At 49.9% G+C, this 20,721-nt stretch carries 20 protein-coding genes; 6 read left to right on the top strand and 14 right to left on the bottom strand.

Annotated features, from left to right (window positions below):
- The first annotated feature begins 14 nt into the window (after positions 1-14).
- Entirely contained in the window at positions 15-671 is a 657-nt protein-coding gene (upp, locus tag BTA51_RS24515) for a uracil phosphoribosyltransferase (RefSeq protein ID WP_094711709.1), read from the top strand.
- A 31-nt stretch (positions 672-702) separates the two neighbouring features.
- Here upp and BTA51_RS24510 read toward each other — a convergent pair whose 3' ends face one another.
- From BTA51_RS24510 to BTA51_RS24500, 3 genes are all read right to left on the bottom strand, one after another.
- The gene (locus BTA51_RS24510; RefSeq protein ID WP_246841180.1) at positions 703-3,351 is read right to left on the bottom strand and encodes a response regulator; all 2,649 of its coding nucleotides are present in this window, start codon (positions 3,349-3,351) and stop codon (positions 703-705) included.
- A gap of 163 nt (positions 3,352-3,514) precedes the next feature.
- Complete coding sequence (locus tag BTA51_RS24505; protein ID WP_094711708.1) at positions 3,515-4,306, bottom strand: SDR family oxidoreductase; 792 nt, start codon at positions 4,304-4,306, stop codon at positions 3,515-3,517.
- A 52-nt stretch (positions 4,307-4,358) separates the two neighbouring features.
- Complete coding sequence (locus BTA51_RS24500) at positions 4,359-5,585, bottom strand: multidrug effflux MFS transporter (RefSeq protein WP_094711707.1); 1,227 nt, start codon at positions 5,583-5,585, stop codon at positions 4,359-4,361.
- 446 nt (positions 5,586-6,031) lie between these two features.
- Between BTA51_RS24500 and BTA51_RS24495 the strand changes: the two genes are divergently transcribed.
- The gene (locus BTA51_RS24495) at positions 6,032-6,937 is read left to right on the top strand and encodes an aldo/keto reductase family oxidoreductase (RefSeq protein ID WP_094711706.1); all 906 of its coding nucleotides are present in this window, start codon (positions 6,032-6,034) and stop codon (positions 6,935-6,937) included.
- A gap of 50 nt (positions 6,938-6,987) precedes the next feature.
- On the opposite strand, the gene BTA51_RS24490 is transcribed toward BTA51_RS24495, so the two are convergent.
- From BTA51_RS24490 to BTA51_RS24465, 6 genes are all read right to left on the bottom strand, one after another.
- Positions 6,988-7,425 carry a YqaA family protein gene (locus tag BTA51_RS24490; RefSeq protein WP_210404916.1) on the bottom strand — a complete coding sequence of 146 codons (438 nt, stop codon included), beginning with the start codon at positions 7,423-7,425 and terminating at the stop codon, positions 6,988-6,990.
- A 49-nt stretch (positions 7,426-7,474) separates the two neighbouring features.
- Positions 7,475-8,173 (bottom strand): gamma-glutamyl-gamma-aminobutyrate hydrolase family protein, encoded by a 699-nt coding sequence (locus BTA51_RS24485; RefSeq protein WP_094711705.1) that lies wholly within the window; start codon positions 8,171-8,173, stop codon positions 7,475-7,477.
- Positions 8,152-9,150: an amidoligase family protein gene (locus BTA51_RS24480; protein WP_094711704.1), complete on the bottom strand. Its 999-nt coding sequence runs from the start codon at positions 9,148-9,150 to the stop codon at positions 8,152-8,154. The genes BTA51_RS24485 and BTA51_RS24480 overlap by 22 nt, the downstream gene beginning before the upstream one ends.
- A 259-nt stretch (positions 9,151-9,409) precedes the next feature.
- Positions 9,410-10,441, bottom strand: a complete 1,032-nt coding sequence (locus BTA51_RS24475; protein WP_094711703.1) for a hypothetical protein — start codon at positions 10,439-10,441, stop codon at positions 9,410-9,412.
- A gap of 55 nt (positions 10,442-10,496) precedes the next feature.
- On the bottom strand, positions 10,497-11,594 hold the full coding sequence (locus BTA51_RS24470) for an acyl-CoA desaturase (protein ID WP_246841179.1): 1,098 nt from the start codon (positions 11,592-11,594) through the stop codon (positions 10,497-10,499).
- Between the two features lie 137 nt (positions 11,595-11,731).
- Positions 11,732-12,901, bottom strand: coding sequence for a ferredoxin reductase (locus tag BTA51_RS24465; protein ID WP_094711702.1), 1,170 nt, complete (start codon positions 12,899-12,901; stop codon positions 11,732-11,734).
- Between the two features lie 196 nt (positions 12,902-13,097).
- On the opposite strand from BTA51_RS24465, the gene fabR reads away from it, so the two are divergent.
- Together fabR and BTA51_RS24455 are read left to right on the top strand one after the other, a co-directional pair.
- On the top strand, positions 13,098-13,775 hold the full coding sequence (gene fabR, locus BTA51_RS24460; RefSeq protein WP_094711701.1) for an HTH-type transcriptional repressor FabR: 678 nt from the start codon (positions 13,098-13,100) through the stop codon (positions 13,773-13,775).
- A gap of 95 nt (positions 13,776-13,870) precedes the next feature.
- The gene (locus BTA51_RS24455) at positions 13,871-14,278 is read left to right on the top strand and encodes a GFA family protein (RefSeq protein ID WP_210404915.1); all 408 of its coding nucleotides are present in this window, start codon (positions 13,871-13,873) and stop codon (positions 14,276-14,278) included.
- Between the two features lie 81 nt (positions 14,279-14,359).
- Here BTA51_RS24455 and BTA51_RS24450 read toward each other — a convergent pair whose 3' ends face one another.
- Together BTA51_RS24450 and BTA51_RS24445 are read right to left on the bottom strand one after the other, a co-directional pair.
- Positions 14,360-15,130, bottom strand: a complete 771-nt coding sequence (locus tag BTA51_RS24450) for an MBL fold metallo-hydrolase (protein WP_094711700.1) — start codon at positions 15,128-15,130, stop codon at positions 14,360-14,362.
- A 77-nt stretch (positions 15,131-15,207) separates the two neighbouring features.
- A complete protein-coding gene (locus tag BTA51_RS24445; protein WP_094711699.1) occupies positions 15,208-15,942 on the bottom strand; it encodes a YdiY family protein in 735 nt (244 codons plus the stop codon).
- Positions 15,943-16,435: 493 nt separating this feature from the next.
- On the opposite strand from BTA51_RS24445, the gene BTA51_RS24440 reads away from it, so the two are divergent.
- Positions 16,436-17,191: a hypothetical protein gene (locus tag BTA51_RS24440; protein ID WP_094711698.1), complete on the top strand. Its 756-nt coding sequence runs from the start codon at positions 16,436-16,438 to the stop codon at positions 17,189-17,191.
- 294 nt (positions 17,192-17,485) lie between these two features.
- Positions 17,486-18,472 carry a lipin/Ned1/Smp2 family protein gene (locus BTA51_RS24435; protein WP_210404914.1) on the top strand — a complete coding sequence of 329 codons (987 nt, stop codon included), beginning with the start codon at positions 17,486-17,488 and terminating at the stop codon, positions 18,470-18,472.
- A 94-nt stretch (positions 18,473-18,566) separates the two neighbouring features.
- Here BTA51_RS24435 and BTA51_RS24430 read toward each other — a convergent pair whose 3' ends face one another.
- The 3 genes from BTA51_RS24430 to BTA51_RS24420 all read right to left on the bottom strand — a co-directional run bounded on the left by BTA51_RS24430 (position 18,567) and on the right by BTA51_RS24420 (position 20,718).
- On the bottom strand, positions 18,567-18,980 hold the full coding sequence (locus BTA51_RS24430; protein ID WP_094711697.1) for a hypothetical protein: 414 nt from the start codon (positions 18,978-18,980) through the stop codon (positions 18,567-18,569).
- Positions 18,977-19,729 carry a transglutaminase family protein gene (locus BTA51_RS24425; RefSeq protein ID WP_094711696.1) on the bottom strand — a complete coding sequence of 251 codons (753 nt, stop codon included), beginning with the start codon at positions 19,727-19,729 and terminating at the stop codon, positions 18,977-18,979. The genes BTA51_RS24430 and BTA51_RS24425 overlap by 4 nt, the downstream gene beginning before the upstream one ends.
- 191 nt (positions 19,730-19,920) lie before the next feature.
- Positions 19,921-20,718, bottom strand: coding sequence for an AraC family transcriptional regulator (locus BTA51_RS24420; RefSeq protein ID WP_094711695.1), 798 nt, complete (start codon positions 20,716-20,718; stop codon positions 19,921-19,923).
- Positions 20,719-20,721 lie beyond the last annotated feature (3 nt).

The following is a 20,721-nucleotide window of genomic DNA, read 5'->3' as shown; positions in this document are numbered from 1 at the left end:
AAGAGAGCACGGATATGACGCTGACTTCCCTGGTGGAAAAATTTACTGGTGTTTACCAGGTCAACCATCCCTTTGTGCAACATAAACTGACCAGCCTTCGCGACAAGCACACTCCAACGCGGGAATTCAGAATGCTGGTGGAAGAGCTCGGCATTCTCATTGGCTACGAGGCAACCCGTGATCTGGAAACCGAACTGATCGAGGTTGAAACGCCGCTGGAAAAAACACAAAGCCCGGTCCTGAAAGGAAAAAAAATGTGCGTGGTCACCATCATGCGAGCCGGCAACGGCATGGCGGAAGGGGTGCTCAAGCTCTCCCCCTCGGCCCGGGTCGGACATATCGGGCTCTATCGTGATCCGCAGACAAAGATGCCAATAGAGTATTACGTGAAGATGCCACCGGATCTGGATCAGCGCACGGTGATCTGTGTTGATCCCATGCTGGCCACAGGACATTCAGCCACCGCTGCCGTGCATAAGATCAAGGAAATGGGGGCGCGTGAAATCCGCTTCCTGTGTCTGTTTGCCGCGCCGGAAGGTTTGGCCCTGTTCCGGGAGGAGCATCCTGATGTCCCGGTTTTTGCTGGTGTCATCGACAATCATCTGGACGATCATGCTTATATCAGACCCGGCGTAGGTGACGCAGGAGACCGTATCTACGGGACCAAGTAACCCGGACCTAGCCTACTATCCTACTACCCCACTACCCTAAGTGGCGGAACAATACCTGCCGCAGTTCGTCTCGCGATACGGGCTTGCACAAATGGCCATTGGCACCGGCTTCCAGGGATGCCTGTATATCCGAGGGAGCCGCATTGCCGGAAAGCATATAGATTGGCCTGGTATATCCCTGCTTACGCAATAGTTTCAGCGCTTCCATACCGTCCATGCCAGGCATCTGAATATCCATGATGATGAGATCCTGGGGGTATCTGGAGGCAATATCCACCGCATCATGACCATTCACGGCCACCTTGATCTCGGCATGGGCAGCAGCGCCTTCCACTTGCCGCTTGAGGAGCATCTGATTGGTGATGTTATCCTCCACAATCAGAATGCTGCAGGATTTTTCATAGGTCTTGGGCTGTAAGTGTTCGCTGATCACCTGATAGAAGTGCCTGCGGTTGATCGGCTTGGCGATGTAGTCATCAAAACCAACTTTCAGATAGTCATTCACCTGATGCTTCATGACGTTCGCCGTAATGGCGATCAGCGGAACACGGGTATGGATTTTCACCAGCTGCCTTGCAGTATCCTCACCTCCCATTTCGGGCATTTGAATATCCAGTAATATCAGATCAAAACTCTCTTGCTCTGCTGCCTCAATTGCCGCCCTGCCATTGCTGACGATTTTGGCCTCCAGCCCCGCCTGCTTCAGCAACCGGGAAATCAATTGCTGGTTATCCTCGTTGTCCTCGGCTAACAAAATCCTGCCTTTTAATTGAGGAATGACGAGATCGGCTTCAAGCAATGTGGTTTCTGTTGCCTGCTCTAGCTCCTCATAGCTCTTGAGCCATTTCATTCCTATTGCCGGCCCCGGATCAACCGTCAGCACAAAACAACTGCCCTGCCCTTTACGACTGCTGGCGATAATTTTTCCTCCCAGCAGTTTTGCCAGTTCCCGTGAGATATGGAGACCCAGACCGGTTCCGCCATACTGCCGGGTCGTTGAGGAGTCTGCCTGAACAAAGGGTTCAAATACTTTATCCAGTTCCTCGGTCGTCATACCGATGCCAGTGTCCTCTATCGCGAAAGACAGCAGATGTCGGGCCTGATCGTATGCGATCCGAATATCAATCCTGCCTTGATGAGTAAACTTGATGGCATTGGAACCGAGATTGAACAAGATCTGCTTGAGACGGGTGGGGTCCGAGACAAACATCTTCGGCAATGGAAAGACCGGCGTAATTGAAAAAGTAAGTCCTTTCTCACTCGCCCGCATCCCCAGGTGGGATCTTAACTCCTCAACCAGATTGGCAATGTTGATGTCAATTCGCTCTACTTCCAGCTGATCGGCTTCAATTTTGGATATATCCAGAATATCGTTGATGATGGTCAACAGGTGCCGGCCACTGCGAATGATCGTCGATGCAAACTGACGCCGCTCCTTGAGACTGATGTTCTGGTCCAGCAGAGATTCGGCATAGCCCAGAATCGCTGTCATGGGCGTTCGAATTTCATGACTCATGTTGGCGAGAAAACGACTCTTGGCTTTCTCTGACTCCTCTGCGGCATATTGCGCCTGCAGCGCTTGCTCGCGAGCCACTCTTTCCCGTTCAAGCAAACGTGCATTACGGATCGCCGTCCCAACCTGAACCAGATATTCGCCAATGGTGTGAAAGGCCAGGTCATCCAGGTCCAGGGGCTGGTCATAGTTGAATATGGCAAAACCGCCAATCACCTTGTTCTCCACATGGAGAGGGAAATAGGCAACAGAAATCGGCGCTTTGAGTTCATAGAGCTCCATATCAATCGGAGGAGCAATATTCGGATCAGGACGGATGGCTTTAGGAATATAGACTTCCCGGTCTTTCAACAGCGGCCATACAAATATGCTTCTGGCATGTTCTTCGGTGGAGAAGCCCATACCGACCACTTCTTCAAGAATGTCCTGGGAGACGTATGATCCGTAGCTGCGTTCAATATACACACATTGCCCATCATCACTCAGAGACGTGAGGTATACCTGCTCAAAGGAATACATCTGCCGGAGCGTGGCCAGGACGGGCTTCATGATGTCGTCCAGCTCCAGATGGGCATTCACCCGCTGCGCCAGCTCACTGATGTCCTGCAGGGTCTCCTTCTGCCTGGCAAGACGGTTTTTCACCCGTATCAGCTTCTGGTTCACTTTATAGAACATCCCACCCAGGCTCAGCATGTAGATATACAGCGCGGAACAGGCCAGGATGGTGGCAAACAGGGAAAGAGTTTCACGGAAATAGAAGCCGTAGGTGGCAGCAACCATCGCCATTCCCAGCAACATGCCGACGGTGCCGGAGAACAACAGACGTAAACCTCCGGCGCTGAAATTGGCCATCGTGGCACTGCTGACCATGGCCACGGTTACCAGCGGATTAAAACCCCAGATAGCAATTGAAGCGCCGTAGGCAAAGTTATCCAGCAGAATATTTCGACGCTCATCCCGCTCGGTGCGGGTGAATAGATGAATAATATGAGGATACAGAAGGGTATGAATCAGAAGGATAGACCACAAGCCAACCGACACACTGGTGCCCAGTATGGCGCAGTGCATCAGCAGAACAATCAGACAGGCCAGCACCCGTAGAGGATGGGCGTGGACAACCGCCCCCTCTTTACCATGCCGGTAAAGTGCCACAATCGCTCTAATCACCTAAACTCGCACCTAATAGTTATTCGTACAGCAGGTAGTTATTCGTACAGCAAGTAGTTATTTGTACAGCAGGCTGCCGTCACTTACAGATAAGATACCGGGCCACTGTCTGCAAATGAGCTGCATTATAAGTTTAAGTGTAACCGCAATTCTTTAACTTGGCTTAAAATAACGATTTCATCGATCCTCCGTCCACCACCAGAGCCGTACCGGTGATATAACTGGAGGCCTCTGAGAGCAGAAAACAGGCCGCCCGGGCAAATTCTTGTGGGTCTCCGTAGCGACCAAGAGGTATTCCCCCTTCCGAAGCCGTCTTCTGGGTCTCAACGGAGATTCCTTTCTTGCCTGCAGCGGTAATATCCAGCGCCTGAACTCTGGGGGTATCAATACGACCCGGGATAATGGTATTCAGTCGAACGCCCTCTCCCGCGTACTGCCGTGAGAGGCTTTTCACCAGGCTGGTCACCCCGGTACGCATAACATTGGACAGTAACAACATATCAATCGGCTCTTTCACCGACGATGAGGTAATCACGACAATACTGCCCCTGCCCGCCTTACGCATATGCGGCAGCGCACAGCGAATCATTCGTACACTGCTCATCAACGTCAGGTCGAAAGCCGCCTGCCAGGCAACATCATCAAAATCATCGAACTGTCCGGCAGGTGGTCCCCCGGCATTCACCAACACGGCATCCGGTGTGCCGAGATCCCTTACCGTCTTGTCGAACCATACCTGAATGCCTTCCGGGTCCAGAGCATCCACCGCTTGTGCCAGTACAGTCACACCGGTTTCCTGTCGGATACTCTCTGCTGCTGCATGAATTTTTTCCTGCGACCGGCTCATGATCGACAAGTTAGCCCCTTCCCGGGCACATTGGCGTGCAATCGCCAGGCCCAGCCCTGAACTGGCAGCCGCCACCATCACGGTTTTGCCCTGTAACCCCATATCCATAACCCTGACTCCTGACAATACAATTTGATAAATCGGCCAGTGTGTGTGGGCCTCAAGACTCTTTGGCCAGCTCTTTTCGATAGAAAACAGGGGCTCTCCAAACCAGCACCAGCCCGGTAATCGTGCAGACCAACATAAGCAGTACTATAGGATTGAGGGTGCCGTCTGACAACAGCGTGGACAGCCCGCTAATGAGGCCGGTGAGTATCATGGGAATCGCCCCCAACAGAGCCGAAGCCGTGCCACTGTTGTGCTCGAAGAAATGCATATAACTGGCCTGGATATTGGGTGCCACGGCCCCAAGAGAGCCCACAGCCAGCATCAGTGCCGGTGCAAAAAGATAGAGACTGGGCAGCCAGAGGGCTGACACCACCAGCATCGATACTGCCAGCACCTGTGCAGACACGCCAAATTTAACCACCTGCACCGGCTCAAAAACAGCCAATAGTTTTCGCCCCGCAATATTCATCACCGCCATGATCACAATATTGCCGGCAAACAACAGGGAAAAGGCATAAGCCGATAAACCGAACCATTCCTGATAAATAAAGGATGCATGGGTCAGGAAGGTCAGCATGACGCTGAATGCCATCGCCTGGATCACAATAAACCTGACAGCCATAGGCTGCAGTATGACGTTCCAGTAGCTGCGTAGAAGTCGTTCCTGGTGTTTGGGTCGACTGGGTGGAACTTTCGAAAACAAGCCAAACCAAAGACTAACGGCGACGATTGCGCCATATAGAGCGAGGAAAATAAAAATACTACGCCATCCCGAAAACGCCAGAATAGTGCTGCCCACAGTGGGAGCAATCGCCGGGGCGATAATCATGATCAACCCGATCATGGAAAACAGCTTCGCGGCCTCTTTGCCTTTGCATCGGTCCCTCACAATGGCGGGTATCGATACGGATGTCCAACCTCCCCCAAAGGCTTGGAGGGCACGCCAGAACAATAACGATGCGAGTGAATGACTCATTGCCAGCATCAGGCTCGATACAATAAAGATGATCAACCCGACCATCATTGCCAGTCTCCGGCCATAACGGTCTGATACCGGTCCACCAAGCAATTGGCCTATGGCCATGAAAAAAATGTATACACTGATTGTCAGGGAGACTTCATGAATATCAATACCTATTCCTTCAGCGATACTGGGAAAAGCCGGCAGGTAGGTATCAATGGCAAAAGGACCTATCGCCACAGCCGAGGCCAACATAAAAGTTAGCTTGGCAGTGGATACTGTTTTGCTACTGGAAGAAAGAGGGGGAGCTACAGACATTAAAATACCAAAAGAGTTCGTCAGCCTGAGTGGCCGATCACTTTAAAAGGACAAAAAAGATTAGAGTATTTACGGATAAATTCAATTCAGTTTTTTCAAACGGATCTTTCGGTCCGGAGATACACAGCAAGAGCTTAGTCCACTTGCCTGAAAGACTTTGTTACATGAGAAATTCACCCAAGGTTCTCGCTAAGTGGTTATACTTATTCATAAGTTAGTCCCGGACTTTTACGTCTATTATCGTTTGAGGCCTAGGCCGTTTGAAGCTTTATGCTGGTTTTGAGCTTCAGGTTATTTGAAGCTCAGGATGTTTCAGCGCTTTAAGCTGTATTAGAGCTAAACTAAGACCTTGAACAGACATCAAATATTGAGCCTGCGAAGTGTAGGCCGGGGTATTGGAAGTTCCGGGTAATTAAGGCTCACCCTGCAGATATGGAAGCTTGATCATGCAAAGAATTCCCGTATGCCATAACGGCCCGATTTTTTCCCGATTCATCTACGGCTGGTGGAGACTGGCGGAATGGAAAATGTCTGCGGCCGATATCCAGCAACGCATCGAAGACTGTCTGAGCCTGGGCATAACCACACACGACCATGCCGACATTTACGGTGACTTTGCCTGCGAGCCCCTGTTTGGACAGGCACTGAAACAGGCACCTCATTTGAGAGAGAAAATTGAGTTGGTCAGTAAATGCGGAATACAGCTGGTGTCTGACCGGCGTCCTCAGCATAAATCCAAATCCTACAACACCACCAAGTCTCATATCATTCAGTCTGCAGAAAACTCCTTAAAGGAGATGAGCACGGATTATCTGGACGTTCTGCTTATCCACCGCCCTGACCCGTTAATGTGTGCAGATGAAGTCGCTGAAGCCTTCAGTGAACTGAATACCAGTGGTAAAGTGAAATACTTTGGCGTGTCCAATTTCACACCGCGGCAGTTTGATCTGCTGCAGTCCCGACTTGCTTTTCCCCTGGTCACGAACCAGGTGGAAGTATCTGTGCTGCATCTTCCGCCACTGACAGACGGCACCCTCGACCAGGCTCAACAGCTGGGTCGTTGCCCCATGGCCTGGTCCAGTCTGGCAGGCGGTCGCCTGTTCAGTGACACCACCACCCGGGCGTCTCATGTCCGCACGGCACTGGAGGAAGTGGGTAACAATCTTGGAGGAGCACACCTGGACCAGGTGGCATTGAGCTGGCTTCTAAAACACCCCGCCAATATCCTGCCTATCATCGGCAGCGGTTCGTGGGAGCGAATTGAAAGTGCCGTCTCCTCAGCCAAACTGCAAATGTCCCGGGAAGACTGGTACCAGATTTACGAAGCATCTGCCGGTCAGGAACTGCCTTAGGACACACAGACCTTGCCCATGCAAAGCTGATCGCAGAGTGTGGGCAGGCACTAGAACAGTGTCAGATTGGTAAAATAGATCACTACGGCATAGCGCACGGCTTTACCCGTAAACGTCAACAGAAAGAATATCCAGAACCTGACTTTCATGATGCCGGCAATGAACGTCAGTGCATCTCCTCCCACCGGCGCCCAGGCCATCAACAATGACCAGACACCATATTTCTGGAACCACTGCTGAGCCCTTTGCAGCTGATTGGTTTTGAACGGAAACCATTTACGATCCTGATAGTGCAGCAGATAACGCCCAAGAAGCCAGTTTACCGCAGCCCCCAGCGTGTTGCCGATTGAAGCGACCAACAGAATCATGAACCAGGCTTCGGGTTCCTTCATCAACTGGGCGACAACCAACACTTCTGAGTAGAAAGGCAGTAACGTTGCCGCCAGAAAGGCGCTGGAAAAAATCAGCAAATAATCAAACACAATCATGTTCCGATATTACACATGCACAGAAATTACGCGTGGACAGAAATAAGGCTCAGGTATATAGCACCTCTGCCCTGGAGCCCATAGCCTCTTCCACTAACCGGCGAAACAGACGGCGCTGCTTGGAAATATATTGCAAATATTCTGGGTGCCACTGAACTCCGATGAGATAGGGATGCACATCTGATTCTATTGCCTGCACAAAATCATCGAGATCACGGGCCACAATTCTTAATCCTTTTCCCAACTCGTCCACCGCTTGATGGTGCAAGCTGTTAATGCGCCATCTCTCCGTTTTTATGGACGCGTGGATTTTACCGATATCCGTGCAAATCGCAGTTTTCATAGGAAATGGCGTTCTACGGTTGGAAGTACGATTCCGTATTGGCCGGATGTCAGGATGAAGGTTGCCCCCCAGAACAACGTTAATCAGTTGCGCACCCCGGCAAATACCCATGATCGGCAAGTGGGTGTCCAGGGCATGCTCAATCATCTCAATTTCAAAATCATCCCGGGCTTTGTCGATCTTACTTAGACCGTTATCCTCACCGCCGTACAACGAAGGATCGATATCGCTTCCGCCTCCGATAATAATGCCTCGAAAACGTTCTTTCTGATGCTCCCGGTAGGTGTTGGGTGTCAGCCGCACGGCATTGCCTCCGGCCATTGAAACGGCCATCCGCGTGGCCCACCAGGAAAGCGGGTATTTATCGTCAGGGCCGGTAACACCTATGTCGGGACGATCAGCCATGTTTTAACTTTTTCCTTCCAGGGCGTCATGATCTCTTTGGACAACAGCTTATGATTATAGAAATATCCTTCACATACCTGGCGTAATCTGGCTGGATCATTGGCTAACTCTTCCACCTGCCACCAGTCATTCCAGCATTTCCAGATTCCCCAGTGGGGATTATCGATATCCGAATTGGGCAGCCGGTAATGAAGCGTGGGACGTTTGCGCAGTTTCTGATTGCCAACCATATTCACCACTCTCTCTTCGTCAAGATAGGCAAACAACGGCAACATATCCATTACCCGATTCCGGGTCGGGTTGAATTCCAGGTAATCATCAATCAGTTCGGTCAATTTCGGGTTGTAAGCTTCATCCAGCACCATCTCAATATATTCGTTGGAAAATGCGCGGATAAACGGGGATAGCTTACGGCTCAGAACCACTTCCTCTTTGTATACCAGCCAATCGGCCAGACACAGAAATGCTCTGAGATAATGCAGTATTGTCTGGCAATGAAGGTCCGGTAGCTCAGGGTTCAAATGGACACCAAAAGCAAACAATGCACTTTCGCGAGTCCCTTGGGCACCGGCACTACGCAGTCGCTCAATCACCCCATCCAGCTCCTGCAGGTAGCTGATCTCTATAGGCGGCGCCACCAGCTCACAGGGAACAATATTCTTGGCCAAGGCTCCCAAGGCGTCTGATGCGATTAACTCCAGTTCACCGGCTTTATCCATTCCCGGAGACAGACGCTCCCGTCCATACTTGGTCAAATACCCGAAATCGAGCTCCACCTTGAATTTGCCGAAAGCAGTACCTTCCACGTCATATTCGTAGGGCGAGCGTTTGGCAATTGTCCCTCCAAACTGCTCCACCACTTTTTCGGCAATGGTCAGCAATTCAATTCCGGACATTTCAACTTCAATGCCGACCCGACGTTCCATGCCGTCACTTTTTAGCAGCTGCCCTGGTTTCTTGAAGGTTCCCCTTGTCATGCTAATCCTGCCATTGTCTTGATGAATTTAAGACTCTCGCATAAAGCCTGTTAAGGCTTAGGTGTTGGCAATATGATGGGTTCAAATTGATGTATTTATGGGAGCACTGTCAATGATTACGGAGATTAAACTTCATTGTATTGGTTTGGTGACGACGCATATCTCAAGATGAATGAAAAATGCAGATATCCTGCTGACCCGAAAGGCAGCAGGTAGATATACACAGTAAGGTGTGCAAAAAGCGCTGAAATCACGTGACTCAGGAGAGCAATGCCTCAATCTCAACTGAATGATAAAAGCTTTCAAGGCGCCGCCGGATAACGCCTTCCAAATGCCCACTTGACCTCATTACCGTTAACAACCGGGGAGCAAATCTTTCCACTTCCTCCAGAATCCGTTCCGGCGTAATCTGGAAATCCTCAAACAGCAAGCCAAGTTCAGACTCGCCATATTTTTCAAAAACATAATCCACAACCAGTTCATAACTGTCTCTGAAATACGACGTCTTTCTGAAGGCCAGCCAGAATTCATATCCAAGAACCACAAACTCTGACAAATCCAGGCTATCCATCCCCTGCTGAATATCACCCAGGCGCTTATCTTCAACCAGATCCCAAAGGTCCATCGCCGACGATTTCAGCTGCTCATCGGTCATCGATTCATTCAGAAACGTTTTACTCTTTCGCAGTAAAAAACCGAGGTTGGAGGCAATATAGGATTTAACGCTCTCTTCAACTGTATTTTCCAATTTGGGTGCTGTCCGGTTGACCACTTTGCGCCCCATCTTGACCATCGAGGACACCCCGGGAACGTTCTTGCTCAGGAAGTTGGTTTCATAGATATAGCGCAAAATAGCCTGATATAAGACGTTTGAAATCAACTCCTTATAAATCGGCAGATCGATCAGGGTGTTCAGACCGTTATGGCGCTGTTCCTGAAGCTCCAGCAATTTATCGATAAATTCCTCAAAAAGCTTGGTGGAAAAAATCTCACGAACCTTGGTGTTTCCATGCATTTCAGAGGTAAACAGGCGGGTGGACGCCTCACCGGCACATTCAGCCACCGCAGGGGGAACGTCCCGTTCCACCACATTTTTCTCAATCTCCTTTTTAATCTGGTCGGCATCCACGAGGTGGTTCAGTGGAATCGCTGATAGCCAGACATAGAGGCGTCTTATTTCTTCATCCGCCCACGCCATAAACCGATCCGTGTCAAAGGCATCCATCTCGTGTTTGAGATGGAGCTCCAGAAGTTGCTGCGCGCTGGGGCGGGAATTGCCATGATTCTGCATAGATAGGCTCCACTAGATACAGGTATACGGTACACGAGCCTGACAACAATATCCGCTAACGGGTTTGCGGAATCCCGGCAGATCCTGTTTCCGGCAGTGAATATCGGATGATTCTCGCCCAGACGGTCATCAACTGACGGCCGAAACTCCCCGTGTTATAGGGAATCCCATGGGCTTCACAAATCTGCCTGACCCGTGGAGACATTTCCCGGTAACGATGGGCTGGAATATCCGGAAATAAATGATGCTCAATTTGAAAACTCAGATGGCCGCTCATGATATGAAGCCATTTGGAACCGGTAAAATTGCTGGATCCCAATAACTGGCGGTAGTACCACATTCCACGGGTTTCATTCTCACAATCCTGTTTTCTGAAGGTCTGCGCCCCTTCGGTAAAATGACCGCAGAAGATAATGGTCGACGCCCACAGGTTTCGTATCAGATTCGCCAACAGGTTCCCCAACATTACATTGATCACCAAAGGGCCAGCCAGAAGAGGAAAAATCACATAGTCCTTCGCCACCTGATTTCGGGCCTTTTTCAAAAAACTTTTCAAAAACGGCCACTTGTCACGCAGGCGTATTTTCCCCGAGCGGATTTTTTCCACCTCCAGTTCATGCAGCCCCACCCCCCAGTCAAACAACACCGACAGCAGGACGTAATTGATAAACTGAAACAGATGTCCGGGCCTCCAGGGAATATTGTCGGTCAGGCGTAACAGGCCATACCCATAGTCACGATCCATACCCAGAATATTGGTATAGGTGTGATGCTCAAAGTTATGGGTCCGACGCCAGGAGTCACCATCGCAGATAGTGTCCCACTCATAGGTTTGAGAATAGAACTTGGGGTCATTCATCCAATCATACTGGCCGTGCATGATGTTATGGCCAATCTCCATGTTCTCCAGAATTTTGGCAACCGATAACAACCCCACACCCAATACCCAGGAAACCGGATTGAAGCTGAACTGCAGCAATGCCCGGCCGGCAATCTCTGCCATCTGTTGTTTGCGCACAATCGCCCGGATGTAATCCGCATCTCTCTGGCCCAGGTCGTCTTTTATTTCCTGGCGGAGTTGATCCAATGCTTCACCCAGGCTCTCCAATTCTGCGGTCGTCATCCTGGGGGCTTTTCCTGATGCCATGTCCATAAGTAAATCTCCAGATCAAATCAGTGGACGCATGAGACAAGAAATGGCTTGCGCAGTTCTTGTCTGCCGAATTAATGATGTTACTTAGAGTCTGTTCACAAGCTGTCCCGTTGGAAGGATCAACCACAGCGATTCGGCTACCAGTTGCCTATGGAGACCTCCCCCACGGGAATCGCTATACAAGCTTGAATATATTCCTGCTCATCCGGCAGGACTTCGCCGGTTAACCGGTTCATCACCCGACCATGGGTTTTGACACAAGTGCATTCGTGACATACACCGCCCCGACATCCGAATTTAGGTTGCAATCCAGCTAATTCCGCGAGCTCCAGAAGGGACTTGTCTCCCCCGGATTGAACCACTTTGCCGGAAAGGCCAAAACTGACACTCGCTTCGATGTCCTGGCACTCGGCTGACATGGAATGAGCAGATCCGAAGCTTTCCTGATGGATTTGCGGCGCAACATCGCTCAATGCACAAAGTTCGCTTTTGACTGTCGCCATAAATTGCTCAGGGCCACACAGGTATACTTCGGAAGAGCCGATATCCGGACAGTCACGTAACAGATGAGTCTTATTTACACGCCCCTCTTCCTCAGTAAAGTGTGTATGTACAGAGAGCTGTGTATAACGCTGCTCCAACCTCTTTAAGCGCTCTGAAAATATCAGCTCCTGCCGGTTTCTGGCGTAATAAATCAGTGTCGCGGCAAATTCGGGATGTTCTGCATATAACGCTTCCAGCATCGGCATCATCGGTGTAATGCCACTGCCGGCTGCGATAAACACCGGTTTTCTTCCCGGCAATGAAGAGTCCAGAGTGAATTTCCCTTCCGCATCGCCGATATAAAGAATATCCCCGGCACGAACCTGGTGGTTGAGAAAATTGGATACCACACCTCCAGCCACTTGCTTAACTGTGATACTGATCAGACTTTCCCGGCGAAACTGTTGGGATGTGGAAGAGATTGAATAACAACGACGCATACGAACACCGTTAATATCCACTTCCACCGGAAGGTACTGCCCCTCAGTAAACCCCTTCCAGCGTGAGGGCGGACGCAAAACCAGGGTTTTAGTCTCCGGTGTCTCATTTAGCACCTGAAGCACTTCAGCCGCCATTCGCTGTCGACTGAGCAATGGATCGATTCCGCACAGGGCCAGCTCCAGCCAGTCCTGTATTAACCCCCGGCGTCGCCAGAATTGTTCATCCAGGTTCTTGAATACGGCGGTCACAAGACGCAGCAATCTCACAGGTAACATGCTGATGCCCGCTGGTTCCTGGTATGAGGCAGAAGGATAAATTTTCATTTTTTCGCCTGACGTGGTTAGATTGAGTGAACAACTGTACACAAAGTACTCCAGAGAAAATTTTCAGTCAACACTTGTACACTGAACTTTCTCACCAGATTTATAGCTTATGTGACCAAATAGACTATATTTCCTATATATAAGACTGAATTTGATTTAAGCCATCTACACAGAGCCGATATTTTTAAGTGAACACATGAACACAAAAAACCAACAACCTGAGGCTTCTCTCTCCAAAACCGACCGCAGCATGAGCCGCAATGAGAAAAAGCTACAAACGAGGAAGTCGTTAATGGAAGCGGCTTTGGATCTCCTGGGTAAAGGAGAAAGCCTTACCAGCATTAGTTTGAGAGAGGTTGCCAAGACTGCCGGCGTTGTTCCCACATCGTTTTACCGACACTTCAGCGATATGGAGGAACTGGGGCTCAACCTGGCCGACGAATTGGGCATGTTGTTAAGGAAACTGATGAGAGCAGCACGGCAGCCTGACCTGCCTCCCAAGGAATTGATGCGGCAGTCGGTTGATGTCTACATTGATTTCGTCTTGCAGCACCGCAATCACTTCACGTTCATGTGCCAATGCCGTACCGCCGGCACACCGGCCTTGCGCAATGCCATACGTAACGAGCTGAGGTTCTTTGCCCATGAGCTGGCCTCAGACGTCCGCCAGACCACACTGTTGCCGGGAATATCCAGCCAGGACCTGGACACTGTCTGCCAGTTAATCGTCACTACCGTCGCTGATGCCACCATTGATCTTCTGGACCTGACTGATCAGTCCCCGAATGTTCGCCAGGAGTTTTCTCTGGCTGTGGTCAAAAAACTCAGCCTGATCTGGCTCGGTGCAAACGCCTGGACTCATGTAAGTGACTGAACTCTGCCTTGGAAAAGACCAGGACAGTTACTGACACCAGGGTGTCAGCAGCCCTCTCCTAAAATCTGCTTTATCTGCATGTCAGGGGATTAAGGATGATGAAAAAGACTTACCATGGAAGCTGCCATTGTGGCCGGGTCAGATTCGAAGTAGCGATGGATCTCAATGAAGGCACGGGTAAATGCAACTGTACCATTTGCACCAAAAGCCGCTTTTGGGGAATCCTGGTTAAACCAGAAGATTTCAAACTACTGGCGGGCGAAGACGCCCTTTCAGACTACCAGTTCAGCCGCCGCCTCACCCATCACCAGTTTTGTCGTACGTGCGGTGTTAAGACTTTTGTTCACGGCCATATTAAGGAAGTAGGCGGGGCATTCTATTCTGTCAGCCTGAATTGTCTGGACGATATCGATGCCTCAGAGTTGGCTGAAGCACCGGTACAATTCTTTGATGGAAGAAATGACGCCTGGCGGTTGTCGCCACCGGAAACCCGACATCTTTAGTCTCGTTTCATACATACCAGAAACCGGTTTCCACATACCTGATCTGGTTTCACTGATACCTGGGAATGGTCGCCCCAGGTGTCAGCTATTAAACTCAAATTCCTGACCGGGATAGGTCATGAACAATCGTCTTTCCGAAATCAGTTCATTCTCCACCAGCCTTCGGTATTCCTTAGTCATAGCTTCAATCTGATGGCGCGCGATATGTGAAATCCCCACCGCTGCACAGACGTTGGCTTCGACCAGCTGCAACACCTCCTCAAATGAACAGTGACTGGGAATTCTATCTTCCATCTCATAGGTTTCCTGGAAGTGAATTTCCACCCCTGCAATGAGCTCCCTTGCCAGTTCCGTGGGCTTTCCATCACCGGATACTGAGAAGGAGCCCGCATCAAAATCCAGCCGATAGACGAGATTGGTGATGGAATGAATCGCCGGAGCACTCCTGATGCTGATCCCCCCAAATGTCCGATGGTCCTGAATTTCTTCCTGAAACTCAGCAAATTCAAGGGGATATTGAAAATACTTGGACACATTGGGATACCCCATCTGAAGGAGCTCCATGACATACTTCCTGACCCCCACCGGCCCCCAGATATGCAAAGGACGCGTTCTCTTCTCCTCCAGATACCTGACCATCAAAGGCACAATACCGAAGGCATGATCCGCGTGAAAATGAGTCAAAAGAATCAGGTCAATTTCCTGATGGTCGCCGGTTAACCATAACCGTGCAGGAATCTGGTATCCACAATCGATGAGGATTGAACCTTTTATCAATTTGAACAGATAACTGGTATTAAAGTTGGTCGCCGAAAAGGCTTCCCCATTACCGACAATTTTTAGTTGATGCATGTATGTCATCCCTTACGTTGACAGCAAATCCTATGGCGAATGGCAGTACAAGCGCACCAACCGCCCTCCATGGTTTTCTACAAAAAAACATATAATACCGTTAATGCGGTTTCTGTATTCGTTGTTTCAGATCCGGCCGGTGGATCTGAGCGGTATTTCACATAGTATGAAAGCTTCATGGACAAACTATCAGTAATGTTCGTCAGCAATGAAGTCTCAGACTCCGTCACCACATCTTCTTTTTCCAACCCCATTTCAGAGCTGACCTTCTGGCGGAAAACAGCAGATTCAGAAAGCTCAAAATCAAGTATACCCGCAAGCCTGACAATGGCCTCATGCTCATTCCGGCTTCCGTTAACCTGTGCAGACTCCAATTTGCCAAACCGGTATCCGCCACCCGCCGACACATCCAGACCCGACCGCTTACCACTCTGCCAAAACCGATACCCCAGCCCTAGGGTGGCAGAGGCCTCAAAATCATATCCGGAAAATCGTTCGTTGGCGTAGGTTTCATGCATGAACCAGTATTTTTTGTCGGTATATTTATAATCCGTCTTCAATTCACCGCGGTATTTTTCCGCGGTTGTCCGACCTTCCGCTTCGGTGTATATCACCCGCAAATCTGCGCTGTTTCTCCAGGGAGCATCATCATGCTTCAAGGCAACATGCCCCTTGACATTGGTTTGCCTGGTATTACCGGAAGTCACCAACACTCCCAGTTCCGTTTCCCCTTCCCAGTTTCCCGTTTGCGCACAAACACAGAACGACATGGCCAGCAAAACACCCGCCACAGCCGTATGAACTAACCGCATGTTAACTCCTTAACGTTCAATCAGGCATGCCCCGACCTGTATATGGCCGGCAGTCATGCTTGATCATTTCAATCCGGAAGCGTTCGGTTTTGTTTCAGACGCGGAGCATCGTCCACGCAGGCTGTTGGTGTCGATATCAGGACAGGCGTTAAATTATTGGAATTTCTGGGTGCCGTATTTGGTAGCCAACAATAAGTCAGGAGGATGAACAAGTTAAGTGTCTTTTTCGCAATGTGGCCCGCTCGCGATATTCCTTCCTCCGGCTTGCAGAACAAAGGGTTATCCGTCGCGGTGACCGCTCAGATTTGACAGTCTTTTATGTTTGAAACAGGCAATACAAAACAAAACATCATTTACAATGACGGGATTGCGCTGAAATTGGCGCTAGGCATCATGAACACTATATCCATTCACGTCTATCGACAACAACTCACCGGTTGTGTCACTGACACTGGCTATTCTATAAATCTGTCTCACGCCCCGGAGGTATTTAATGGGACTCGGTGACAAAATTTACAACGCCTTTAACCACGTCGACAGGGAATGGTTCGACAGATCTAGTGTAGACATGCACAACTGGGGACACGTTAAGAGCGTTCACCGTTGTGATCACGTTCATGGCGACTGGGGAATGGCCAAGATGGTAGGCAAAGGCCTCATCAATGCCGGCTCCACCGCTTTCAGTACTGCAACCAACACCGGATTTAGCACCCTGGCCTATGGGGCCGCAACCGGGGGTGCAGTAGCATTATCGGCAACAGGTATTGGCGCTGTCGCCACTGCCGGAGCAGTCGCTTTAGGAAGCTCTGTTGCCGCCGGTGTATCATTCTGCAAAACGTTGGAGCACATCAGAAACCTGGAGAAAATACAGCTTCAACAGGGCGTTAAATTCTGTGATGGTGAAAATCAACAGCACAAATACATATTGAGTGTGGTTTTGCCTTACATCATCCAACAGAAAAAACGCAAAATGCGCCGGAAGGGTGAAGAAACTGTACCACTGCTCGGCAGCGCGTTAACCACCGCCGAAGAAGGCGTGCGCAGTGTCTATAAGCGGCTCAGTGGGAATCGTGGCAAGCAGCGTCACCACATGGCACAGGCACTGACTGTGCACCTGGTTTCCTGCACCTGTAATCTGGCAGAAGACATTGTGTCTGAATTGTGGAGCCCCGATGAGATGAAGGCTATTCAGGCTATGGACAGCGATGAGGCAGGCTACTGGATCTTTTCCAAGATGGCATCAGCCTGATCCATCCTTATCTTTCCAGGCGGGTCCCGGGACTCGCCTGGATTTTCCGCTCCTTGCCCCTTGCCCCTTGCCCCTTGCCCCTTGCCCCTAAAGACCCACCCATAATTCCTATCCCTTAATCACGATTTATCCAACGCCGCCCGGCAGTTAACCTTAAGAGTTCAGGGTTTCATCCAAATTTCACATGTTCCTGTAAAAATCCGGTCTTTTTCACATTCTTTCATCACTGAACAAGGTTAAATTGGCTTTGCCGATTAACCATAAAAACAATGAGACCAGGCAAGGATATATCGAATGAACAAAGCACTTTCACTGGTTGCCTGCGGAGTACTGGCCACCAGCCTGAGCGGAACCTCCTCTGCAGAATACTGTCCGGACTACAACAGCGTAGTGAACTCCCCCTCTCTGGCGGGCCCCTCCCAAAAATCCTTCCGCCATTGGGGTAGCCGCTGGTTATCCAGCTTCCACCGTCCCTTTCACATGGTCCATGACCAAATTGTCAAAGCAGGCACGTCGACCACCGTGATCGGAAAGTTCGACTACTCCAGTATTTATCACAAGGATCTGGAAGACGAAGATATTCACGTTTATATCTACGGTTCAGGCATGACCAACTGGGAATATCTGGGTGAATACCGCACCAACGGTGACGGCAAAATCTATGTGGATGTCAACAAGCCTGAGGGTGACTATCAGATCCGCATGGTCGTGGAAGGCGATCTGTCTGAAGCCACGGGCTACCTGACGGTTGTACAGCCTGGCCGTAAAGCGGTGCTGTTTGATATTGACGGAACCCTGACCTTGAATGATTTTGAAGCGGTGGGAGACTATCTGGGCATCGATACGGCCCAAATGCACGCTTATGCCTCAGAGGTCGTCTGGGACTATGTCGAGAAAGGTTACCAGATTATTTATCTGACTGGCCGTCAGTACTGGATGGCCAAAACCACACGTCAGTGGTTCAACTCCAAAGGGTTATTCCAATGGCATTTGCGGACAGACAGCAATGCTGAAAATCCGCTTTCACCGCAAACCCAAGCGTATAAAACTGACTACATCCGCTATTTGCTCAACGATGTAAACCTGGACATTGTGCGAGCTTACGGCAATGCAGATACTGATATCGCTGCTTATGCCGATGCCGGACTGCCCAAATCCGAAACCTATATTATCGGGCCTGAAGCGGGTCATGACGGTACACAACCGATTGACGGGGACTATTCCTACCACTACTCAACTATCGTCATGGACACTCCCGCCTCCGGTTGTACTTGGCGTTAAGAGTAGAATGGCGCTATGTGAACAAAAGGCGAGAACAAAAAGAGCGTGTGGGTATACCCACACGCTCTAAAGAATCTACAGTCTCTGTCCTGGCTCAAGCCAATGCGATAATGATTCCGGCAATGTATAAAGCCAGTGAAATACTGATGCCGGTGAAGGGAATCCGGAACCAGTAACGCTTCGCCAGAGCCAGTAATCCGATCAGCATCGCCAGGCCCGTGGCGAGTAAAAAGGACGATTGAAATAACAGGGTGTCGTAATACAGTGACAGATACCCGTATATCAAACCAAACAAGATGCCTCCCATACTATGGCTCGCATTAAAGCCAATCCAGGCCCTCCACATCGTCGTTTGACGTGTAATCACCGGTGCGACCTGTTCCATCCCCGCCTTAAGTGCATTATCCCGGGGGTCAAATTTACTACCGAAAAACGTATACAACAGGTGTATCGCCCCCAATAACAGAATAACGCCTGCACTGGCGATCATCAGAATCTTTGCTATCAATGTGTACTCCCTATAGATGTTGTCTTTCTAACCGGCAGGCCCTTTCGGCGTATCCTATCCACATTCCAGTTCAATAGATGGCGCAGCAGATAGCGAAACAGCCGCCGCTTCAAACCTGACAGATTACTACCATATTTTTGATAAAACTCATCAGGCTGTGCAAACACACCATAATCATCTGCGATCCCCTCTTTCTGGATATAAGTATCTTTTCCAGACCAGTCTACCTGAGGGCGCTTCAGGCATGTTGTGGCGACTCCATAGCCACTGAACTCATCACATTGGTCTGCGAATGTCCGCTGCACCTGGTCAAGATAGTCCCGGTCAATAATATAGCCCTCCAGGTTAATCCACTGTTTTTCCAGCAGCACTTCCACCCAGCTATGGATAATTCGCTCAGGAGCCAAAGGCATCAAATAATTTGGGATCGCCCCTCTTTGCAGTTCGTTATATATGGTGAAACCGTGAATTCGAGCCGGAATACCCACTGCCCTCAGCAACGCCATCAGTAAGGTGCCCTTGGTATTACATTGGCCATATCCATCCGTTAATACTGCGCTGGCAGGTATGCTGTCGTCCCTATTGTAGCCAAATCGAATCTCATCCCGGACAAAGGCATATATTGCACCAATGGCGTCGAACGGCGCCAGCTTTCTCCAACCTCTCCCCTCCACCAGCTTCTGCATCTGTGGATGCTGATAGTCCAGCATTCGCGTTGGTATTAAATACTCTCTGTCGTCCAGGTTCATGTCTTTCTCCGGTTGGATAATCAAGCTAGAGAATAAGTCTTTCTGGAATGAGTGAATTGAATAAACCGGCTATTCTCTTCTCTGGATACCAGGTGTTTTCAGGAGACCAGCTGTTTTCAGGAGACCAGCTGTTTTCAGGAGACCAGGTTTATCACAAGACATTGGGCTTCTCACTAGAGAAATTGGCGCTTTCAGGAAAACATGCGGGTCGCTTCGCGAATATTGATTCCGAAATGTCGACGGAAGTTGCGGCTCAAATGCGCGCTATCGGAAAACCCTGCTTTATAGGCCGCTTCTGTTGCCGTTGCTCCTAGCCGCATAGCCTGCACAGCACAGATCAACCTTCTCCATAGCAGATAAGGACGCCATGCAACTCCCATTTGTTCGCGAAACAGATGCAGGAAGCGGCTCTCGGATAGCGCCAGTTCACCGGCAATTTCCGAAGCGCGCCAATGGGAAGGTTTCAGACACTCCCCCTGGAAACAGGCATCCAACCGGGACAGCAATTTTTGCAATCGGGAGTCCAGCGAATGATCTGACCTTAACTCTTCGGCTATCTCATCTTGCTTCAAATCCAGAAACCTGAAAAAGCTATCCAGATTGAGCATCGGATCTTTAGAACGCGACATCTCAACAAGGGAATCATTGACAGGCTTATAGGGCATTGTCGCCAAAAAGGTTGATAGTTTACGGCCCAGCCGGCTCTGCGGTTCGACCAGAATAATCCAGCCTCCTGACATACGCAGTTCATGAGTGACGGCCGCCGCTATCACCACCCCTCCACTGACTACACTGTTTTCAAATCGGCACGACAGATCGGCTCCGGGCTCAGGAATTACCACCTGTAGAGCATGATGAGCATGAGGAGACACATCAAATGCCTCACCACAAAATACCAGAAGACCCGGTTTAATCCAGAATGAACTATCCATGGTGTGATGATAGCTATCCTGATCAATATTGGCATCTCTTGCATGAACAACAATCACGAT

The sequence above is a fragment of the Hahella sp. CCB-MM4 genome (assembly GCF_002260525.1).
Lineage (GTDB): Bacteria > Pseudomonadota > Gammaproteobacteria > Pseudomonadales > Oleiphilaceae > Hahella.
The sequence above is the reverse complement of the archived record's forward strand: the minus strand, read 5'-3'. Positions and strand labels throughout refer to the sequence as shown.

Bases quoted from the DNA above. Each gene is read 5' to 3' on its own strand.
- upp (WP_094711709.1), top strand. From the start codon at position 15: ATGACGCTGACTTCCCTGGTGGAAAAATTTACTGGTGTTTACCAGGTC.
- BTA51_RS24505 (WP_094711708.1), bottom strand. From the start codon at position 4,306: ATGGATATGGGGTTACAGGGCAAAACCGTGATGGTGGCGGCTGCCAGT.
- BTA51_RS24500 (WP_094711707.1), bottom strand. From the start codon at position 5,585: ATGTCTGTAGCTCCCCCTCTTTCTTCCAGTAGCAAAACAGTATCCACT.
- BTA51_RS24495 (WP_094711706.1), top strand. From the start codon at position 6,032: ATGCAAAGAATTCCCGTATGCCATAACGGCCCGATTTTTTCCCGATTC.
- BTA51_RS24490 (WP_210404916.1), bottom strand. From the start codon at position 7,425: ATGATTGTGTTTGATTATTTGCTGATTTTTTCCAGCGCCTTTCTGGCG.
- BTA51_RS24485 (WP_094711705.1), bottom strand. From the start codon at position 8,173: ATGGCTGATCGTCCCGACATAGGTGTTACCGGCCCTGACGATAAATAC.
- BTA51_RS24480 (WP_094711704.1), bottom strand. From the start codon at position 9,150: ATGACAAGGGGAACCTTCAAGAAACCAGGGCAGCTGCTAAAAAGTGAC.
- BTA51_RS24475 (WP_094711703.1), bottom strand. From the start codon at position 10,441: ATGCAGAATCATGGCAATTCCCGCCCCAGCGCGCAGCAACTTCTGGAG.
- BTA51_RS24470 (WP_246841179.1), bottom strand. From the start codon at position 11,594: ATGGACATGGCATCAGGAAAAGCCCCCAGGATGACGACCGCAGAATTG.
- BTA51_RS24465 (WP_094711702.1), bottom strand. From the start codon at position 12,901: ATGAAAATTTATCCTTCTGCCTCATACCAGGAACCAGCGGGCATCAGC.
- fabR (WP_094711701.1), top strand. From the start codon at position 13,098: ATGAACACAAAAAACCAACAACCTGAGGCTTCTCTCTCCAAAACCGAC.
- BTA51_RS24455 (WP_210404915.1), top strand. From the start codon at position 13,871: ATGATGAAAAAGACTTACCATGGAAGCTGCCATTGTGGCCGGGTCAGA.
- BTA51_RS24450 (WP_094711700.1), bottom strand. From the start codon at position 15,130: ATGCATCAACTAAAAATTGTCGGTAATGGGGAAGCCTTTTCGGCGACC.
- BTA51_RS24445 (WP_094711699.1), bottom strand. From the start codon at position 15,942: ATGCGGTTAGTTCATACGGCTGTGGCGGGTGTTTTGCTGGCCATGTCG.
- BTA51_RS24440 (WP_094711698.1), top strand. From the start codon at position 16,436: ATGGGACTCGGTGACAAAATTTACAACGCCTTTAACCACGTCGACAGG.
- BTA51_RS24435 (WP_210404914.1), top strand. From the start codon at position 17,486: ATGAACAAAGCACTTTCACTGGTTGCCTGCGGAGTACTGGCCACCAGC.
- BTA51_RS24425 (WP_094711696.1), bottom strand. From the start codon at position 19,729: ATGAACCTGGACGACAGAGAGTATTTAATACCAACGCGAATGCTGGAC.